The sequence below is a fragment of the Undibacterium pigrum genome, assembly GCF_003201815.1.
Taxonomy (GTDB): domain Bacteria; phylum Pseudomonadota; class Gammaproteobacteria; order Burkholderiales; family Burkholderiaceae_D; genus Undibacterium; species Undibacterium pigrum.
Map to the genome: position 1 here is coordinate 1472489 of NZ_QJKB01000001.1, position 15121 is coordinate 1487609.

Sequence of the window (15121 nt, forward strand, 5' to 3'; positions counted from 1 at the left end):
TTGAATGAATTTGATTGCATGTGTTGCCAGACCGGCTTGCTACCTTGCTTACTCTGTTTAATTGGTTTTCACGTCCAGCGAGTTATTAATGGAACTGACACCCTTGACCGCCAGGACGATTTTTTCCACTTTCATTTTTTCGTCTGCCGTTTTCACCGGTCCACGCAAGGTAACCGCACCGGTATTGACGATGATCTTGATGTTATGCGCCATCAAAGACAGTGATTTATCATGCACGACTGAACGTCTGACTGCAGCCAGCAGATTACGGTCTTCTGGTGTGTTGAACTGGTCTTCCGGTGTTTTATTGCCGGCATACCTGTCTCTGTCATTGATCGCTGAGTTATCGACATTGGGCGCACTTTTTCCTTCGGTTACCACTGAAGGAACAGGGTCAGCGGCAAATCCAGTAGCTGGCAATGCGGCGCAGCACAATAGGGAGGCAATACCGATTTGATTGAGTATTCGTCTCATTCATTTCTCCTGATTAAGTCCATTGCGGACAACTAGCGATAGATTAAGAAAATTAATCCAAGACATCTGTACGCTAGGTCACATGTAATGAAAATCTGGAAAGAAAGAGGATTTTTTTGGCGAGCATTACATAGGTAAAACGCAGATCAAAAAAAAATTTCAATATTAATTCAGACACATTGACCTATTTTTAAAAGGCAGGAATATGTCATGGCCATATAATTTTTGGCTTTTGCAGGAATACGCCAGCAGTAGGCGCTTTCCTACAAATGGGGTCGCTCTTGTCCTGTATTTTAAGAAGAGGATTCTATTTATCATGACCACTCTTTCGCAGTGTTTTCGTCATGTAGCTTGCAATAGTAAAAGCAGAGTAATGAACAAAGTAAACAGACAGCATGCAAGCGCTTATGCTTATTGATGCTTACTGATGCGATAGAGAAATTATTCAGCCCACCCACTTTTTAAGAGGAGTCATCGTGAAAAATTTTTTCGGCTTCCATTTTTCAATTAAAAATCAAAACATTTCTGCGCTGAATGAACAGCTGCTTGCACCCAGCATGACATTGGCAGACAGCAACACCAAGAAATCAAAAGCTTTGCTCCCGACAACTCAACATCTGCATTTGAAGAAAATGGAAGAACACCGTCGAAATTTAAGAGCCATGTATTTTTCAAGCTGATGGCATGGAAGTGAGCCTTGAAATCAGCATTGAAGTCAATAATAGACATGAATAAACAGGTGATGAAATCTTGTTTCCTCACCTGTCCAGTTCCTGCTAGTTGCCAACTACCCGCAAGGACAGATCAAACGACGTACTGAGAACTTTTCAGATACATGCTTATTGCTGGCAGAGTATTCGCCAGGCTGACATGCAATAGACAGGAATAATCATGAGTAAAAAGCTTACAGAAAACCCAAAGAACCAACATCAGATTTCAAGCGCAGATTTTAAAGAAGATCTCGATAAATTGATCAGCCGCTTGCCATCCATGTCAGACATAGAAATCAGTGCGGCCAAGGATCAGCTTTTGAGAAAAATCGAGATCGCTCTTTCTAATCAAGCTTCTTAGCATCAAAATTTATCTCTTGCAGTTGGCAATGACGGAACGTACCTTTAATGCCAGTGCTTCACGGCTATATGGCTTACCCAGTAACTCCACCCCTTCATCCAGCCGCCCGCCATGAACAATGGCGTTTTGGGTATAGCCGGAAGTAAACAATACGGCAAGTTCGGGCAAACGTTCACGTGCCCTGCGCGCCAGTTCGGGGCTACGTAATGGCCCTGGCATGACAACATCAGTAAACAGCAAATCAACTCTGACACCAGCATCAATAATTGCGAGAGCACTTTCGGCATCGCCTGCGTGCAATACCTTATATCCCAGGGTAGTCAGTATGTCGATGGCCGTGGTACGAACCTGCTCATCATCTTCTGCAACCAGGATGGTTTCTGTGCCGCCGACAATTTTTTCCTCGGCCTGCGTTGCCAGCCGGCCCTCCTGCTCTGTTGAACGCGGAAGATAGAGTTTTACAGTGGTGCCATAGCCCAGTTCACTATAAATATTGACGTGGCCGCCAGACTGCTTGACGAAACCATAGACCATGGACAAACCCAGGCCAGTGCCCTTACCCTCGGCCTTGGTCGAGAAAAAGGGTTCGAATGCCTGAGCTACAACTTCTGGCGACATGCCTGAGCCCACATCGGACACTGCCAGCATCACATATTCGCCCGCACTGACTTCTGCATGAGTGCGCGCATAATTTTCATCCAGAACAGCATTACTGATTTCTATCGTGAGCTTGCCAACGGAGTCCATTGCATCGCGCGCATTGACGGCCAGATTAAGCAAAGCATTTTCGACCTGTGCCACATCGACGAAGGTATTCCACAGATCATCAGCCAGAATAGTGTCAACTTCGATAGTCTCACCCAGACTGCGTTGCAACATATCTTCCATATCAATCACAAAACGACCGATATTGACGACTTTGGGATCAAGTGCCTGACGGCGGCCAAAAGACAATAAGTAACTCGCGAGCTTGGCACCTCGCTTGACACCCGCCAATGCATTGGAGACGCGTCTCTCTGCATGTGGATTACCTGCAATCTCGGCAGACAATAGTTGCAAATTTCCGGAAATGATCTGTAGCAGATTATTAAAGTCATGCGCTATGCCGCCAGTCAATTTACCGATAGTTTCCATCTTTTGCGCATGTTGCAAGGCTTGTTCGGTTTTTTTCAGCGCGATAGCTGCTTCGTGTTTCTCAGTAATATCCCTGGTGACCTTGGCATAACCGACAAATTCACCGAAGGCGTCGCAAATAGGATCGATCACAACATGAGCGCGAAATTGGCTGCCATCTTTCCTGACACGCCAGCCTTCCTGCTCAAAACGGCCTTCGTTCCTTGCCGTCGACAGTGCGCGCGACGGCACCCCATCAAGCTGGTCTTCCTCTGTATAAAAACGAGAAAAATGCGTACCGATTACCTCTTCCTGCCGGTAACCTTTGATACGCTGGGCACCTGCATTCCAGTTACTGACATACCCTTCCTTATCCAGCATATAGATTGCGTAGTCAGTAACGCCCTGTACCAGCAAACGAAACTGTTGCTCGCTAACACGCAAGGCTTCTTCCGCTTTCTTGCGATCGGTAATGTCACGTGTAATTTTTGCGAAGCCAAGAAGTCTATCATCTTCCCGGATGGCATCAATAATCACGCTTGCCCAGAAATAAGAGCCATCCTTGCGTACGCGCCAGCCCTCAGTCTCGTAACGTCCTTCAGTTTCAGCAATCTGCAGTGAACGTCCCGGGAGGCCTGCGGCCTGGTCTTCAGGTGTATGAAATTGAGAAAAATGCTGACCTATGATTTCATCTGCGGCGTAGCCCTTGAACTTTTGTGCACCGGCATTCCAGCTGACCACGCGACCATCAACATCCAGCATATAGATTGCATAGTCCGTGATTGCATCAACCAGCAATTGAAAACGCTGGAGATCAATCAGTTTTTTATCATCGGGTAAATTTCGGCTGGACATCAACTATTTCCAAGTAACCAAGCTTTGTTAACTATCGCATCCAGCCACATCTGTCTAAATTGACGATATAGGCTTACGACATTATTTTTGAATAATATTCTATTTTATCGTCAATGTAACGAAACCCGGCCCCAGCCTCCAAATTATGTTGTGCCGCACAAAAAACTTTGTGGTCATATAAAAACACCTGTGATGACAACTAGATCTAAACACCCTGCCATACACCTTTTTTGAGAACAGGATATCTGCAAACCAGGTAAATCATAGTCCCACGCACTGCATCTTCGCCTACAAACACAGCACATATTTTCTGACTGCTGCCATCACGTCTTGTCATTATGATGATGACACTGCTACCGACAAGCAGTTTTACATCTAAGTCCAAGGCTGTATTCTTATCAATGTGGATCATCTATCAGATGATGAGGAAAAACCATGCATACCAATAGTTCAATGAGCGTTAAAAAACTCCGTCGCCATGCAAAAGCCGTGTTAAGAGAAGCGGCACTTGCACCCGTCGCCATACTCAGCGACGATGATCTTGACGACTATCTGATGTCATCAGAAGCGTTTCAGACAATGAATAAAAAACTTGATGATATAGAAGGCGGCGAACGCATCAGGCGTTTGAGTGCCGGAAAGCCAGAGAAGTTTTTTGCCGAAGAGTTGTGAGCCATTCTGCATGGATAAAGCAGGAAACTATCATTTTATCCATGCATTATGGGTGGTATTAGAATAACGCAGATTTTGCGTACTGCTTCATGGTCACATGAGTACCAGTAATTTCTAGCCGTAAAAAGCAAATCAGGCCACTGTGAATAACATGTGGCCCTATAAGATGCTCCGCTTATAGAGCATGGATTTACGTTGCATCACGAAAGCGCCGACATATACCTGCTGGATGGTGCATGCTCTCCCACCAGCAAGGCAATCACACCTGGCGACAGCATGGCAAATTCCCCATCTCTGACACCTGATGTAAGTGCGTTGAAATAAGTATCGGGGTCAATATTTTTTCTCAACATGCGCTCTGTCAGTGCATCAACGGGCACACCAGGAGTAACGCCATTATCCAGCTCTGCATAGCAGTCCCACAGTATTTCTTTTGTCTCTGTCATTTCCATATTACGCATAAGTAAAGATGTGAACATGAGCAGAAAGTGCCGCACAGTGCGACACTTCCACGAGCTCGCTGTTAAGTGATGTGGCCTGCTAAGTGAGTAAACTAAGGAGCAAACTAATGAGCAAACTATTGTCCCAATTAATGACCAAACAATTTTTGTCGTTTTTCGTGACGCTGTTGCGCTTCCAGTGACAGAGTCGCTGTTGGGCGAGCCAGCAGGCGCTCTACACCTATAGGTTCACCGGTATCTTCGCACCAGCCATAATCACCTTCGTCGATACGAGCGATAGCAGAACGCACTTTCTTGAGCAATTTGCTTTCACGGTCACGAGTACGCAATTCCAGTGCTTGCTCTTCTTCCAGCGTAGCTCTGTCTGCCGGGTCTGCGAACAATTCGCTTTCCTGAAGGTGGACCGTTGTTTCATGCGCGTTTTGCAGAAGATTTATTTCAATTTCCTGCAAACGTGACCTGAAAAATGCGAGCTGCGCATCGTTCATATAGTCCATCTCACCCATTTCAACAATGTCCGCTTCAGTCAACGGCTTTGTGGAAGGAAATACATTGGCTCTGAGAGCTTTTTTTGAACTTGGGTTGGTATGCATACTAGTCATGGTCAAACTCCTCAATTAAGTAATTAACTCACTATTCATCACTCAATATTTCTTAGGGCATTTGCAAATATAGGTGTTTGCAAGCATCCACAGACTACCTGTGCTATTTTCAAGAAATATTTAAACGTATGGCAAGATACCAAGCAATGCAGGGCTTATCTACAAGTCAACGGCGACAAAACTTGTCGGCGAACTCCTACGTCTTTGTCATGCATGGTATGAAATGCCCGGTATTTCATAGGCGTCTGAGAGATATGGTTCGTTGTCGCACAGAGGTCGGCAGGTAATTTGAGGACAATCCATTTGCAAAAATACAGACTTCATCACACAGACTGAGATAAGCAGACATGTCAGACCTCATCGTTAATCGCAAGGAAGGCTTATATTGCGTGCCAGGCGATTTCTATATCGACCCCTGGCGGCCAGTATCACGTGCGGTCATTACGCATGCCCACTCCGACCATGCCAGGATAGGCAACGAACATTATCTGACCGCAGCGGCTGGTGTCGGCGTGATGAAATCAAGGCTGGGTGATATCAGCATAGAAGGGTTGGAATATGGCGAGCAGCGCGTGCACAATGGCGTGACGATCTCCCTGCACCCTGCCGGACATGTGCTGGGTTCTGCCCAGGTCAGGATGGAATACAAGGGCGAAGTGTGGGTGGCCTCTGGCGACTACAAGGTAGAGGCCGACGGCACCTGCGCCCCTTTTGAATCGGTCGCCTGTCACACCTTCATTACCGAGTCCACCTTTGGCCTGCCCATCTACCGCTGGCAGGCGCAACAAAGTATTTTTAATGACATCAACCAGTGGTGGCGCAATAATGCCGCGCAGGGAAGGACCAGCGTGCTGCTGTCATATTCATTCGGCAAGGCGCAACGTATTTTGCATGGGCTGGATGCCAGCATAGGCAGCATTATCTGCCATGGTGCAGTCGAACCGCTGAACCATGCTTACCGCGAAGCGGGCATACGCTTGCCAGCAACAAAAATGGTAAGCGATGTTGGCGACAAAAATGAACTCAGACAGGCGATAGTCATCGCCCCGCCTTCTGCCAGCAATTCGCCATGGATAAAACGCTTTGGCGATTTCAGCGATGCCTTTGCCAGCGGCTGGATGCAATTGCGGGGTGCACGGCGCAGGCGTGGCGTGGACAGGGGTTTTGTGCTGTCTGACCATGCTGACTGGCCGGGCCTGATGCAGGCGATCAATGCAACGGGTGCCTCACGCATTATCGTCACCCATGGATCAATACCCGTCATGGTGCGTTATTTGCAGCAACAAGGCTTGCAGGCATCTGGCTTTGATACTGAATATGGGGATGAAGACGAAACCTCTGCAACAGCGGTAACAACAGCAACAACAGCCTTAGCAGAACCATCAACATCCAAAGAAGGCGATCATGCGTGAATTCGCCCAGCTCTACGCCCAACTGGATGAAACCACATCCACCAACCGCAAGCTGGATGCCCTGAAAACGTATTTCAGCCAGTCACCGCCTGAGGATGCAGCGTGGGCAGTGTATTTCCTGGCGGGGGGCAAACCACGCCAGGCAGTACCCAGCAAACTGCTGCGGCAGTTTGCCATGGAGTATGCCAACATCGAAGAATGGCTGTTTGAAGAATGCTATCAGGCGGTAGGCGACCTGTCGGAAACCATCGCCCATGTCTTGCCACCACCTGTACGGCAAGCTCACGTTGGCCTGGCAAACTGGATGCTGGAAAGAATCGCCCCTCTGCGTGGCGCAACACCAGAGGTGATACGCAGCGCCCTGTTTTCTTTTTGGGATGAACTGGCGACACCTGAACGTTTTTTGCTGGGCAAGCTGATAGGCGGCGGCTTTCGTGTCGGCGTATCGAAACTACTGGTCACGCGCGCACTTGGCGATGTCGCCAAAGTCGATAACAAGCTGATCGCACAAAGGCTCATGGGCTGGACAGATGGCCGCGTGGCTCCAACAGCAGACGGCTTCATGAAGTTGATCCGCCCCCAGTCAGATCAGGAACATAGTTTGCGTGGTGGTCAGCCCTACCCATTTTTCCTGGCACATCAGCTATCCGCTGCGCCAGAATCCCTGGGCGACATCACTGACTGGCAGGCAGAATGGAAATACGATGGCATACGTGCGCAACTGCTGCGCCGTGACAACCAGACATATCTGTGGTCGCGTGGTGAAGACCTGATTACGGAGCGTTTCCCGGAAATAGCCACCGTCCCTCTGCCAAATGGCACCGCCATTGATGGCGAAATCCTGGTGTGGACTGAAGACCGCCCTGCCCCGTTTGCTGATTTACAAAAACGCATAGGCCGCAAGAGCCTCACTACAAAACTCTTGTCCGAGCTGCCGGCGGTGCTGGTGGCCTATGATTTGCTGGAGCTGGAACAGGCTGACTTGCGCCATCTGCCACAGCATGAACGACGTGCCCTGCTGGAAAAACTGGTCGCCAGCATCGACAACCCTATGCTCAGGATTTCTCCCGTCTTGCAAAAACCAGACTGGCAGGACCTGGCCATGCTACGCCAGAACTCCCGTGCACTGGGCGTCGAGGGCATGATGCTCAAGGCTGTCAATGCCCAATATGGCGTGGGCCGCACCAAGGATGTTGGCACATGGTGGAAATGGAAGATCGATCCTTATTCCATCGACGCAGTACTGATCTACGCCCAGAGCGGCCATGGCCGTCGTGCATCGCTGTATACCGACTATACTTTTGCAGTGTGGGATGAAGATACCAGCGGCAAACGCCTACTCGTGCCTTTTGCCAAAGCCTATTCCGGCCTGACGGATGCAGAAATCGCCCAGGTTGATGCCGTGATCCGCAAGACCACCATAGAGAAATTTGGCCCGGCACGCAGTGTCAAACCCAGCATGGTGTTTGAAATCGGCTTTGAAGGTATCTCGCTTTCCACGCGGCACAAGGCTGGCATTGCAGTACGTTTCCCACGCATACTGCGGCGACGTGAAGACAAGCAGATAGAAGAAGCCAATACCCTGGATGACTTGAAAAATTTACTGGCTAGCAAAGCGCATGAGCTTGGCAACTAAGGCAGTCAAAGACTGGTTTGCTGCAAAGGGATGGAAAACTTTTCCCTTCCAGCGTGAAGTCTGGAAAGCAGCGCAGGCTGGCCAGTCTGGCATTTTGCATGCGAGTACCGGATCAGGTAAGACCTATGCCGTCTGGTTTGCTGCGCTGTTGCGGGCCATGGAAAAAAAGCCGAATAAAAGAAGCACAGCAGGTCTCAGAGTATTGTGGATCACGCCCATGCGGGCGCTGGCAGCAGATACCTTGCGTGCCTTGCAAGAGCCCCTGACTGAGTTGCCAGATGAGTTATTGACGCGATGGAGCATAGGCGCACGCACCGGCGATACCGGCTCTGCCGAGCGTGCGCGTCAGGCCAAGGGCTTGCCTGCAACCCTGATCACCACACCAGAAAGCCTGTCGCTGATGTTGAGCAAGAACGATGCCCAGGCCCAGTTTACTCAACTGGACATGATCATCGTCGATGAGTGGCATGAACTGATGGGTAACAAGCGCGGCGTACAAACCCAGCTGGCCATCGCCAGACTGAAGGCACGGAATCCGCAATTGCTGGTCTGGGGTTTGTCGGCAACCCTGGGCAACCTGGAACAGGCACGCGATGCCTTGCTTGGTGTCGGCAATGGCTTGCTGGTACAGGGCCAGGCCCAGAAGAAGATCAAGGTCGATACGCTGATACCGGCCAATCCTTCCCGCTTCCCTTGGGCCGGTCATCTGGGCCTGCAAATGTTGCCAGCGGTTGTTGCTGAAATTGACAAACATCAAAGTACCCTGGTCTTTACCAATACCCGTTCGCAGGCAGAAATCTGGTACCAGAACCTGCTGGAAACGCGCCCCGACTGGGCGGGTGTCATCGCCCTGCATCACGGTTCGCTGGACAAGCAGGTACGGGACTGGGTTGAACAAGGCCTGAAAGCGGGGCAATTAAAGGCCGTGGTATGTACTTCCAGCCTGGACCTGGGCGTGGATTTTTTACCGGTGGAACGGGTACTGCAAATCGGCAGCGCACGCGGCGTCGCGCGCCTCATGCAAAGAGCCGGGCGCAGTGGCCATGCACCAGGGCGCGTGTCACGGGTAACCCTGGTGCCCACGCATACGCTGGAATTGCTGGAAGCTGCCGGTGCCAAGCAGGCCGTCGCCCTGCGCCAGATAGAAGCCCGCCAGGTACCTGACAAGCCGCTGGATGTGCTGGTACAGCATGTAGTAACGGTAGCGCTGGGGGGTGGCTTTCGTTCACAAGACCTGTATGCCGAAGTAAAGGCTGCATATTCCTACCGCAATCTGAGTCACGACGAGTGGCAATGGGTGCTCGACTTTGTCTCCCGCGGTGGCCAGAGCCTGATTGCCTATCCTGAATACCATAAAGTGGTGATGGATGAAGACGGTATCTATCGCGTGCCAGATCCCGCCATAGGCCGCAGGCACCGCATGGGTATAGGCACCATCGTTTCTGAAGCATCAATCAGTGTTAAATTCATCAGTGGCAGCCGCATAGGTACAATAGAAGAGTCCTTTATCTCACGCCTGAAAAAGGGCGATCACTTTTTGTTTGGTGGCCGCATACTGGAGTTTATCCGCGTTTATGAAATGACCGCCTATGTCAAACGTGCGGTGGGTAAAAAGGGAACCATACCGCGCTGGCAAGGCGGTAAAATGCCTTTGTCTTCTGAACTGGCCCATGCAGCGCTGGAGCAACTGCGTCTAGCCGCCAGGCAGGAATTTGATGGCCCTGAAATGAAAGCCCTGAAACCCTTGCTCGACATACAGCAACGCTGGTCTGCCCTGCCAACGCCAGAGATACTCTTGATAGAAACCATGCAAAGCCGCGAAGGCTTTCACCTGTTCATGTATCCGTTTGAAGGGCGCGCCGTGCATGCAGGCCTGGCCGCACTATTAGCCTACCGCATGGCAAAGCAGCAGGCCAATACTTTTTCGATAGGCTTTAATGATTACGGCTTTGAGCTGCTGGCACCGCAATCGAATGACTGGGCTTTATTGTTTAATGCAGGTTCAGGCAAAGAGACAGCCCTGTTCAGCACCGACATGCTGCTGGAAGATGTCTTGCTAAGTCTGAATGCGACTGAGCTATCGCAGCGACGCTTTCGCGAAATTGCCCGCATCGCCGGGCTGGTATTCCAGGGCTACCCTGGTCAGCCAAAGTCCAACCGCCAGTTGCAGGCATCATCGAGTTTGTTTTTTGAAGTATTTCGCAAACATGATGCTGACAATCTGTTGCTGACCCAGGCCCAGCGTGAGGTCCTGGAACAGGAACTGGAACTGACACGCCTGCGCCAGACCTTGCAGCAACTACAGCAAAAACAAATTGTCTTGCGTGAAATCGCCAGGCCCACGCCATTTGCCTTCCCGCTCATGGTGGAACTGTTCCGCGAAAAACTCAGTACAGAAAAACTCTCTGACCGCATTGCCCGCATGGTGCGTGAACTTGAGAAGGCTGCACAGTCATGATCGCACTGGAACTTGAAGTCGCAGGTGAAATGCTGAAGCTGTTGCCACAAAAAGCCATTTACTGGCCGCGCGCATCTACGCTGATTATCGCTGACATTCATTTTGGCAAAGCGGGGGCTTTTCGTCGTCTGGGTGTACCTGTCCCGCATGGTACTACAGTGCAAAACCTGCAATTGCTGGATGAACTGATTGCGACTTACCCATGCACAAAGTTGATTTTCCTGGGCGACTTCCTGCATGCCGCTGGCACATCGGCAAGCACGCTGCAAAGCTTGCTGGCATGGCGAAAATCGCATGATAGGCTAGCCATGACACTGGTTCGTGGCAACCATGATTTGCGTGCAGGTGATCCGCCAGATAGTTTGAACATCGATATCGTTGACGAGCCCTATCTGCTCAAGCCCTTCGCTTTTTGCCATCACCCGGATATTAAATGCGACGAATATGTGCTGGCAGGCCATGTCCATCCTGCTTTTCGCCTGTCTGGCCGTCACGAGACTTTGCGCCTGCCCTGTTTTTTATTTGGCCCTGGCCGGGCTATTCTTCCCTCATTTGGCGCGTTCACTGGCAGTTACACCATCAAGCCAGATGTGGATGAACAGGTGTTTATTGTCGCTGGCGATAGTGTCATCAAGACAGGAAAATAATATTCTTGAACGTATGGCATGCCAAGCATGAACAAGGCTGCGCCACATTACCGCTCCTAAGTCCTACAAGCGCATACTATGCAAACTGACTTATTGTCAGCTTGCAGTCGGGTACTATCATACTATCCGTATCAGCTCATCATTTTCAGTTCGCCATTTAGAGATCAATCAGCAGATCAATCAGCAATTTTATGAAAGCCCATGATGTCGCCAGTAAAAGCTACAGAGTCAATGCCGCTTGATGAACAAGACAATGATTCGGTCCTGGCAAAGCTGGGGCCAGGTCTGATTACCGGTGCTGCCGACGATGATCCCAGCGGCATCGCTACCTACTCGCAGGCTGGCGCGCAGTTTGGCTTCAATATGCTATGGACGATATTACTGACCTATCCCCTGATGTGCGGCATACAGATAGTCAGCGCCCGCATAGGCAGGGTCAGCGGTCATGGTCTCGCAACAAATATCGCCCGGCATTATCCAAAGGCCCTGCTGTATTTCATCATCGGCTCTTTGCTGGTGGCTAATTGCATCAACATCGGGGCCGATCTGGCTGCCATGGGGGAAGCCACCAAGTTATTACTAGGCGGGCAGGCAAAATGGTATGCCATCGTATTTGGTATCGCGTCCGTCCTGTTACAGGTATTTATTCCTTATCAGAGCTATGTACGCGTGCTTAAATGGCTGACACTTGCCTTGCTGGCGTATGTGGCGACGGTCTTTGTGGTACGCATACCCTGGGGTGAGGTAGTGGTCAGCACTTTTGTGCCACAGATCTCCCTGAAACCAAAATACATCACCACCATCGTTGCCGTATTTGGCACGACCATCAGTCCGTATCTGTTTTTCTGGCAGGCTTCACAAGAAGTTGAAGAGCTACGCGCAAAACCAAATGAAACTGCCTTGCTAAAGGCCCCGTCTCAAGCTATCCGTAGCATGAAGAGAATCAATATAGATACCTTTATCGGCATGGGCTTTTCCAATATGGTGGCGTTTTGCATCATGCTGACGACTGCAGCAACCTTGCATATGCATGGCCATACAGATATCCAGTCCTCTGCCCAGGCAGCAAGTGCCCTCAAACCCATCGCAGGTGAATTTGCATTCCTGTTGTTTAGCCTTGGCATCATAGGCACGGGCTTGCTTGCCATCCCGGTACTGGCTGGTTCTTCAGCCTACGCTATCGCTGGCAGTTTCAAGTGGAAAAACAGCCTCGAACACAAACCTGCCGACGCCAGAGGATTTTATGCAGTGATTGCAATTTCTACCGTCATAGGCGTCATCCTCAGCCTCAGCAATGTTGACCCCATCAAGGCACTATTCTGGAGTGCCGTCATCAACGGCATCATCTCTGTACCCGTCATGGTCATCATGATGCTGATGGCGGCAAAACCCGAAGTCATGGGGCAGTTTGTCATTTCGCGCCGATTAAAAGCCCTGGGATGGCTGGCGACCGCAATGATGGCTATCGCAGTACTTGCCATGTTCTTCACACTTTAAGAAAATCGGCGAGATCAGGCGAGGTCTGCATCTTGTCCGACAGCATGAAGTAATGTAGTCCGATAGAAATCAGCGGGCAGCTTAAGTAAGATAAAACCATAGCCACTAAGGCACACTCAGCAGGAGAACAACATGGTCATCACCAAAAGTGTAGGTAAGGGAATCTTGAAAGCCACAGTTCAGCTCACCACAACAGAGTATGGTAACGGCTGGACAGTAGGTGTTGAAGTCAACGGCATTGTGCTGCATCACCCCGACACAGACTTGTATCTGACAGAACAGGATGCATTAATTGCAGGCGAAGAACTGGTCAATGCGGCTTTGCCAACAGTGCATTAAATAAATAATACTGATCAGGTTATCAATGAGAGTCACTTGATATCAATGCATTGAGCAATTACCAAAAGTCCGGGTAACTACAACAAAAACCTCAATACAAAAGAAAAAGCCTCTGGTTACCCAGAGGCTTTTTCAGTATTGCTGGCGGAGATGGTGAGATTCGAACTCACGATTCAGGTTACCCCAAATGCTTCCTTAGCAGGGAAGTGCCTTCGGCCACTCGGCCACATCTCCACACTATTGCAACTGCCAAAAGCTCAGCTGCAATTGAGACCGTGATAATAGCTGCTTGTATGACTTTGGTCAACAGTCAAGCCAGAAAAATTTTTAAGCGCTTTCCAGGCCGAAAGCCTTATGCAGGGAACGAACCGCCAGTTCCATGTATTTTTCATCGATCAGGACCGAAATCTTGATTTCTGAAGTGGAGATCATCTGGATATTGATGCCCTCTTCCGACAAGGTGCGGAACATCTGGGAAGCGATACCAACGTGGCTGCGCATGCCTACACCAACGACGGAGACCTTGGAGACCTTTGAGTCACCAACAATGCTGCCAGCGCCGATATGGGCCTTGACGCTGCTTTCCAGCACGTCCATGGCCTTGGTGTATTCACCGCGTGGCACGGTGAAAGTAAAGTCAGTCTTGCCTTCGACAGACTGGTTCTGGATGATCATATCGACTTCGATATTGGCATCGGCAACCGGGCCCAGGATTTGATAGGCAATGCCTGGCCGGTCTGGTACACCCAGAACAGTGATTTTTGCTTCATCACGGTTAAACGCGATGCCGGTGATGGTAGCTTGTTCCATGTGTGTATCTTCCTCAAACGAAATCAGGGTGCCGGAATTCGCTTCTTCTTCCAGCGGTATTAATGGGTCAGTCAGTGATGACAAAACGCGGGTAGGCATGCGGTAGTTACCGGCAAATTCGACTGAGCGGATTTGCAGTACTTTGGAACCCAGCGAAGCCATTTCTAGCATTTCTTCAAAGGTAACAGTATTCAGGCGGCGTGCATCAGACACGACACGCGGATCGGTCGTGTAGACACCGTCAACGTCAGTGTAAATCAGGCATTCTTGCGCTTTGAGTGCTGCAGCAACAGCGACGGCAGAAGTATCAGAGCCACCACGACCCAGGGTCGTGATATTGCCAAGCTCATCAACACCCTGGAAGCCCGTAATGATGACGATCTTGCCTGCATCCAGGTCAGCCTTGACCTTGGTTTCATCAATCGAGGCGATCCTGGCCTTGGTGTGGGCAGAATCAGTCTTGATAGCAACTTGCCAGCCAGCATAAGACACCGCCTGCTTGCCTATTGCCTGCAGGGCAATAGCCAGCAAACCGACAGAGACTTGTTCGCCGGTAGAGGCAATCATGTCAAGTTCACGGGGATCAGGCTGGGCAGAAATTTCTTTTGCCAGGCCGATGATGCGATTTGTTTCACCAGACATTGCTGAAGGCACCACGACTATCTGGTGACCGGCATCATGCCATTTGGCGACGCGCTTGGCGACGTTCTTGATGCGTTCTGTCGAACCCATCGAAGTACCGCCGTATTTGTGGACGATTAAAGCCATAGATATAGAAACTGAGATAGAAACTGAGATAGAAGACCAAAGGGTGAAAAATGCGGAAAATCAACCTCTTACTGTACATGCTGCTCTGCAAAATAACAAGGCACTTAAATCCAGAAAAACGGAAGAAACGCCGGCCTGGGATGTGGCGCAAGCAGATTTTTTACAGAAAGATGGCAATAGAAGTAATGGATTTGCAGGAAAACCGCCTGGAACAAGGCGAGATGCAGTGTATAAGCCTGCCATTATTTGCCAGGTGGTGGCAAACAGAAGGGAGAAAACAGGGAAATATTGAGTTATTTCCTTTTA

15 protein-coding genes and 1 tRNA gene are annotated in these 15121 nt (G+C 50.0%); 10 read left to right on the forward strand and 6 right to left on the reverse strand.

What is annotated here, in order from left to right; all coding sequences use genetic code 11:
• Positions 1 to 57: 57 nt before the first annotated feature.
• Complete coding sequence (locus tag DFR42_RS06575) at positions 58 to 474, reverse strand: BON domain-containing protein (RefSeq protein ID WP_110254076.1); 417 nt, start codon at positions 472 to 474, stop codon at positions 58 to 60.
• 476 nt (positions 475 to 950) lie between these two features.
• Between DFR42_RS06575 and DFR42_RS06580 the strand changes: the two genes are divergently transcribed.
• Both DFR42_RS06580 and DFR42_RS06585 read left to right on the forward strand, forming a co-directional pair.
• On the forward strand, positions 951 to 1154 hold the full coding sequence (locus DFR42_RS06580; protein WP_110254077.1) for a hypothetical protein: 204 nt from the start codon (positions 951 to 953) through the stop codon (positions 1152 to 1154).
• Positions 1155 to 1365: 211 nt separating this feature from the next.
• Complete coding sequence (locus tag DFR42_RS06585) at positions 1366 to 1545, forward strand: hypothetical protein (RefSeq protein ID WP_110254078.1); 180 nt, start codon at positions 1366 to 1368, stop codon at positions 1543 to 1545.
• A gap of 9 nt (positions 1546 to 1554) precedes the next feature.
• Here DFR42_RS06585 and DFR42_RS06590 read toward each other — a convergent pair whose 3' ends face one another.
• Positions 1555 to 3513: a hybrid sensor histidine kinase/response regulator gene (locus DFR42_RS06590; protein WP_110254079.1), complete on the reverse strand. Its 1959-nt coding sequence runs from the start codon at positions 3511 to 3513 to the stop codon at positions 1555 to 1557.
• Positions 3514 to 3948: 435 nt separating this feature from the next.
• Here DFR42_RS06590 and DFR42_RS06600 point away from each other — a divergent pair, with 435 nt between their 5' ends.
• Positions 3949 to 4185, forward strand: a complete 237-nt coding sequence (locus DFR42_RS06600; RefSeq protein WP_110254081.1) for a hypothetical protein — start codon at positions 3949 to 3951, stop codon at positions 4183 to 4185.
• A gap of 200 nt (positions 4186 to 4385) precedes the next feature.
• Here DFR42_RS06600 and DFR42_RS06605 read toward each other — a convergent pair whose 3' ends face one another.
• The gene (locus DFR42_RS06605; protein WP_146218795.1) at positions 4386 to 4631 is read right to left on the reverse strand and encodes a hypothetical protein; all 246 of its coding nucleotides are present in this window, start codon (positions 4629 to 4631) and stop codon (positions 4386 to 4388) included.
• A 143-nt stretch (positions 4632 to 4774) separates the two neighbouring features.
• Positions 4775 to 5248, reverse strand: coding sequence for an RNA polymerase-binding protein DksA (dksA, locus tag DFR42_RS06610; protein WP_170133426.1), 474 nt, complete (start codon positions 5246 to 5248; stop codon positions 4775 to 4777).
• Between the two features lie 347 nt (positions 5249 to 5595).
• Here dksA and DFR42_RS06615 point away from each other — a divergent pair, with 347 nt between their 5' ends.
• The 6 genes from DFR42_RS06615 (at position 5596) to DFR42_RS06640 (ending at position 13237) form a co-directional block, all read left to right on the forward strand.
• Positions 5596 to 6660: a ligase-associated DNA damage response exonuclease gene (locus DFR42_RS06615; RefSeq protein ID WP_110254084.1), complete on the forward strand. Its 1065-nt coding sequence runs from the start codon at positions 5596 to 5598 to the stop codon at positions 6658 to 6660.
• Positions 6653 to 8296 carry an ATP-dependent DNA ligase gene (locus tag DFR42_RS06620; RefSeq protein WP_110254085.1) on the forward strand — a complete coding sequence of 548 codons (1644 nt, stop codon included), beginning with the start codon at positions 6653 to 6655 and terminating at the stop codon, positions 8294 to 8296. The genes DFR42_RS06615 and DFR42_RS06620 overlap by 8 nt, the downstream gene beginning before the upstream one ends.
• Entirely contained in the window at positions 8280 to 10754 is a 2475-nt protein-coding gene (locus DFR42_RS06625) for a ligase-associated DNA damage response DEXH box helicase (RefSeq protein ID WP_110254086.1), read from the forward strand. Before DFR42_RS06620 ends, DFR42_RS06625 begins: the two co-directional genes overlap by 17 nt.
• On the forward strand, positions 10751 to 11401 hold the full coding sequence (gene pdeM / locus DFR42_RS06630) for a ligase-associated DNA damage response endonuclease PdeM (RefSeq protein WP_110254087.1): 651 nt from the start codon (positions 10751 to 10753) through the stop codon (positions 11399 to 11401). The genes DFR42_RS06625 and pdeM overlap by 4 nt, the downstream gene beginning before the upstream one ends.
• Before the next feature lie 204 nt (positions 11402 to 11605).
• Positions 11606 to 12898, forward strand: a complete 1293-nt coding sequence (locus tag DFR42_RS06635) for an Nramp family divalent metal transporter (RefSeq protein WP_110254277.1) — start codon at positions 11606 to 11608, stop codon at positions 12896 to 12898.
• A gap of 132 nt (positions 12899 to 13030) precedes the next feature.
• Positions 13031 to 13237 (forward strand): hypothetical protein, encoded by a 207-nt coding sequence (locus DFR42_RS06640; RefSeq protein WP_110254088.1) that lies wholly within the window; start codon positions 13031 to 13033, stop codon positions 13235 to 13237.
• Between the two features lie 142 nt (positions 13238 to 13379).
• Here the strand turns inward: DFR42_RS06640 and DFR42_RS06645 are convergent.
• Together DFR42_RS06645 and DFR42_RS06650 are read right to left on the reverse strand one after the other, a co-directional pair.
• Positions 13380 to 13471, reverse strand: a tRNA-Ser gene (locus DFR42_RS06645).
• A 93-nt stretch (positions 13472 to 13564) separates the two neighbouring features.
• On the reverse strand, positions 13565 to 14815 hold the full coding sequence (locus DFR42_RS06650; protein ID WP_110254089.1) for an aspartate kinase: 1251 nt from the start codon (positions 14813 to 14815) through the stop codon (positions 13565 to 13567).
• On the opposite strand from DFR42_RS06650, the gene DFR42_RS06655 reads away from it, so the two are divergent.
• Positions 14760 to 15107: a hypothetical protein gene (locus tag DFR42_RS06655; protein WP_170133379.1), complete on the forward strand. Its 348-nt coding sequence runs from the start codon at positions 14760 to 14762 to the stop codon at positions 15105 to 15107. The genes DFR42_RS06650 and DFR42_RS06655 overlap by 56 nt on opposite strands.
• Positions 15108 to 15121 lie beyond the last annotated feature (14 nt).

Coding starts and splice junctions, on each gene's coding strand:
- DFR42_RS06575 (WP_110254076.1), bottom strand. CDS start 474: ATGAGACGAATACTCAATCAAATCGGTATTGCCTCCCTATTGTGCTGC.
- DFR42_RS06585 (WP_110254078.1), top strand. CDS start 1,366: ATGAGTAAAAAGCTTACAGAAAACCCAAAGAACCAACATCAGATTTCA.
- DFR42_RS06590 (WP_110254079.1), bottom strand. CDS start 3,513: ATGTCCAGCCGAAATTTACCCGATGATAAAAAACTGATTGATCTCCAG.
- DFR42_RS06600 (WP_110254081.1), top strand. CDS start 3,949: ATGCATACCAATAGTTCAATGAGCGTTAAAAAACTCCGTCGCCATGCA.
- DFR42_RS06605 (WP_146218795.1), bottom strand. CDS start 4,631: ATGACAGAGACAAAAGAAATACTGTGGGACTGCTATGCAGAGCTGGAT.
- dksA (WP_170133426.1), bottom strand. CDS start 5,248: ATGACTAGTATGCATACCAACCCAAGTTCAAAAAAAGCTCTCAGAGCC.
- DFR42_RS06615 (WP_110254084.1), top strand. CDS start 5,596: ATGTCAGACCTCATCGTTAATCGCAAGGAAGGCTTATATTGCGTGCCA.
- DFR42_RS06620 (WP_110254085.1), top strand. CDS start 6,653: ATGCGTGAATTCGCCCAGCTCTACGCCCAACTGGATGAAACCACATCC.
- DFR42_RS06625 (WP_110254086.1), top strand. CDS start 8,280: ATGAGCTTGGCAACTAAGGCAGTCAAAGACTGGTTTGCTGCAAAGGGA.
- pdeM (WP_110254087.1), top strand. CDS start 10,751: ATGATCGCACTGGAACTTGAAGTCGCAGGTGAAATGCTGAAGCTGTTG.
- DFR42_RS06635 (WP_110254277.1), top strand. CDS start 11,606: ATGTCGCCAGTAAAAGCTACAGAGTCAATGCCGCTTGATGAACAAGAC.
- DFR42_RS06640 (WP_110254088.1), top strand. CDS start 13,031: ATGGTCATCACCAAAAGTGTAGGTAAGGGAATCTTGAAAGCCACAGTT.
- DFR42_RS06655 (WP_170133379.1), top strand. CDS start 14,760: ATGCGTTCTGTCGAACCCATCGAAGTACCGCCGTATTTGTGGACGATT.
- DFR42_RS06650 (WP_110254089.1), bottom strand. CDS start 14,815: ATGGCTTTAATCGTCCACAAATACGGCGGTACTTCGATGGGTTCGACA.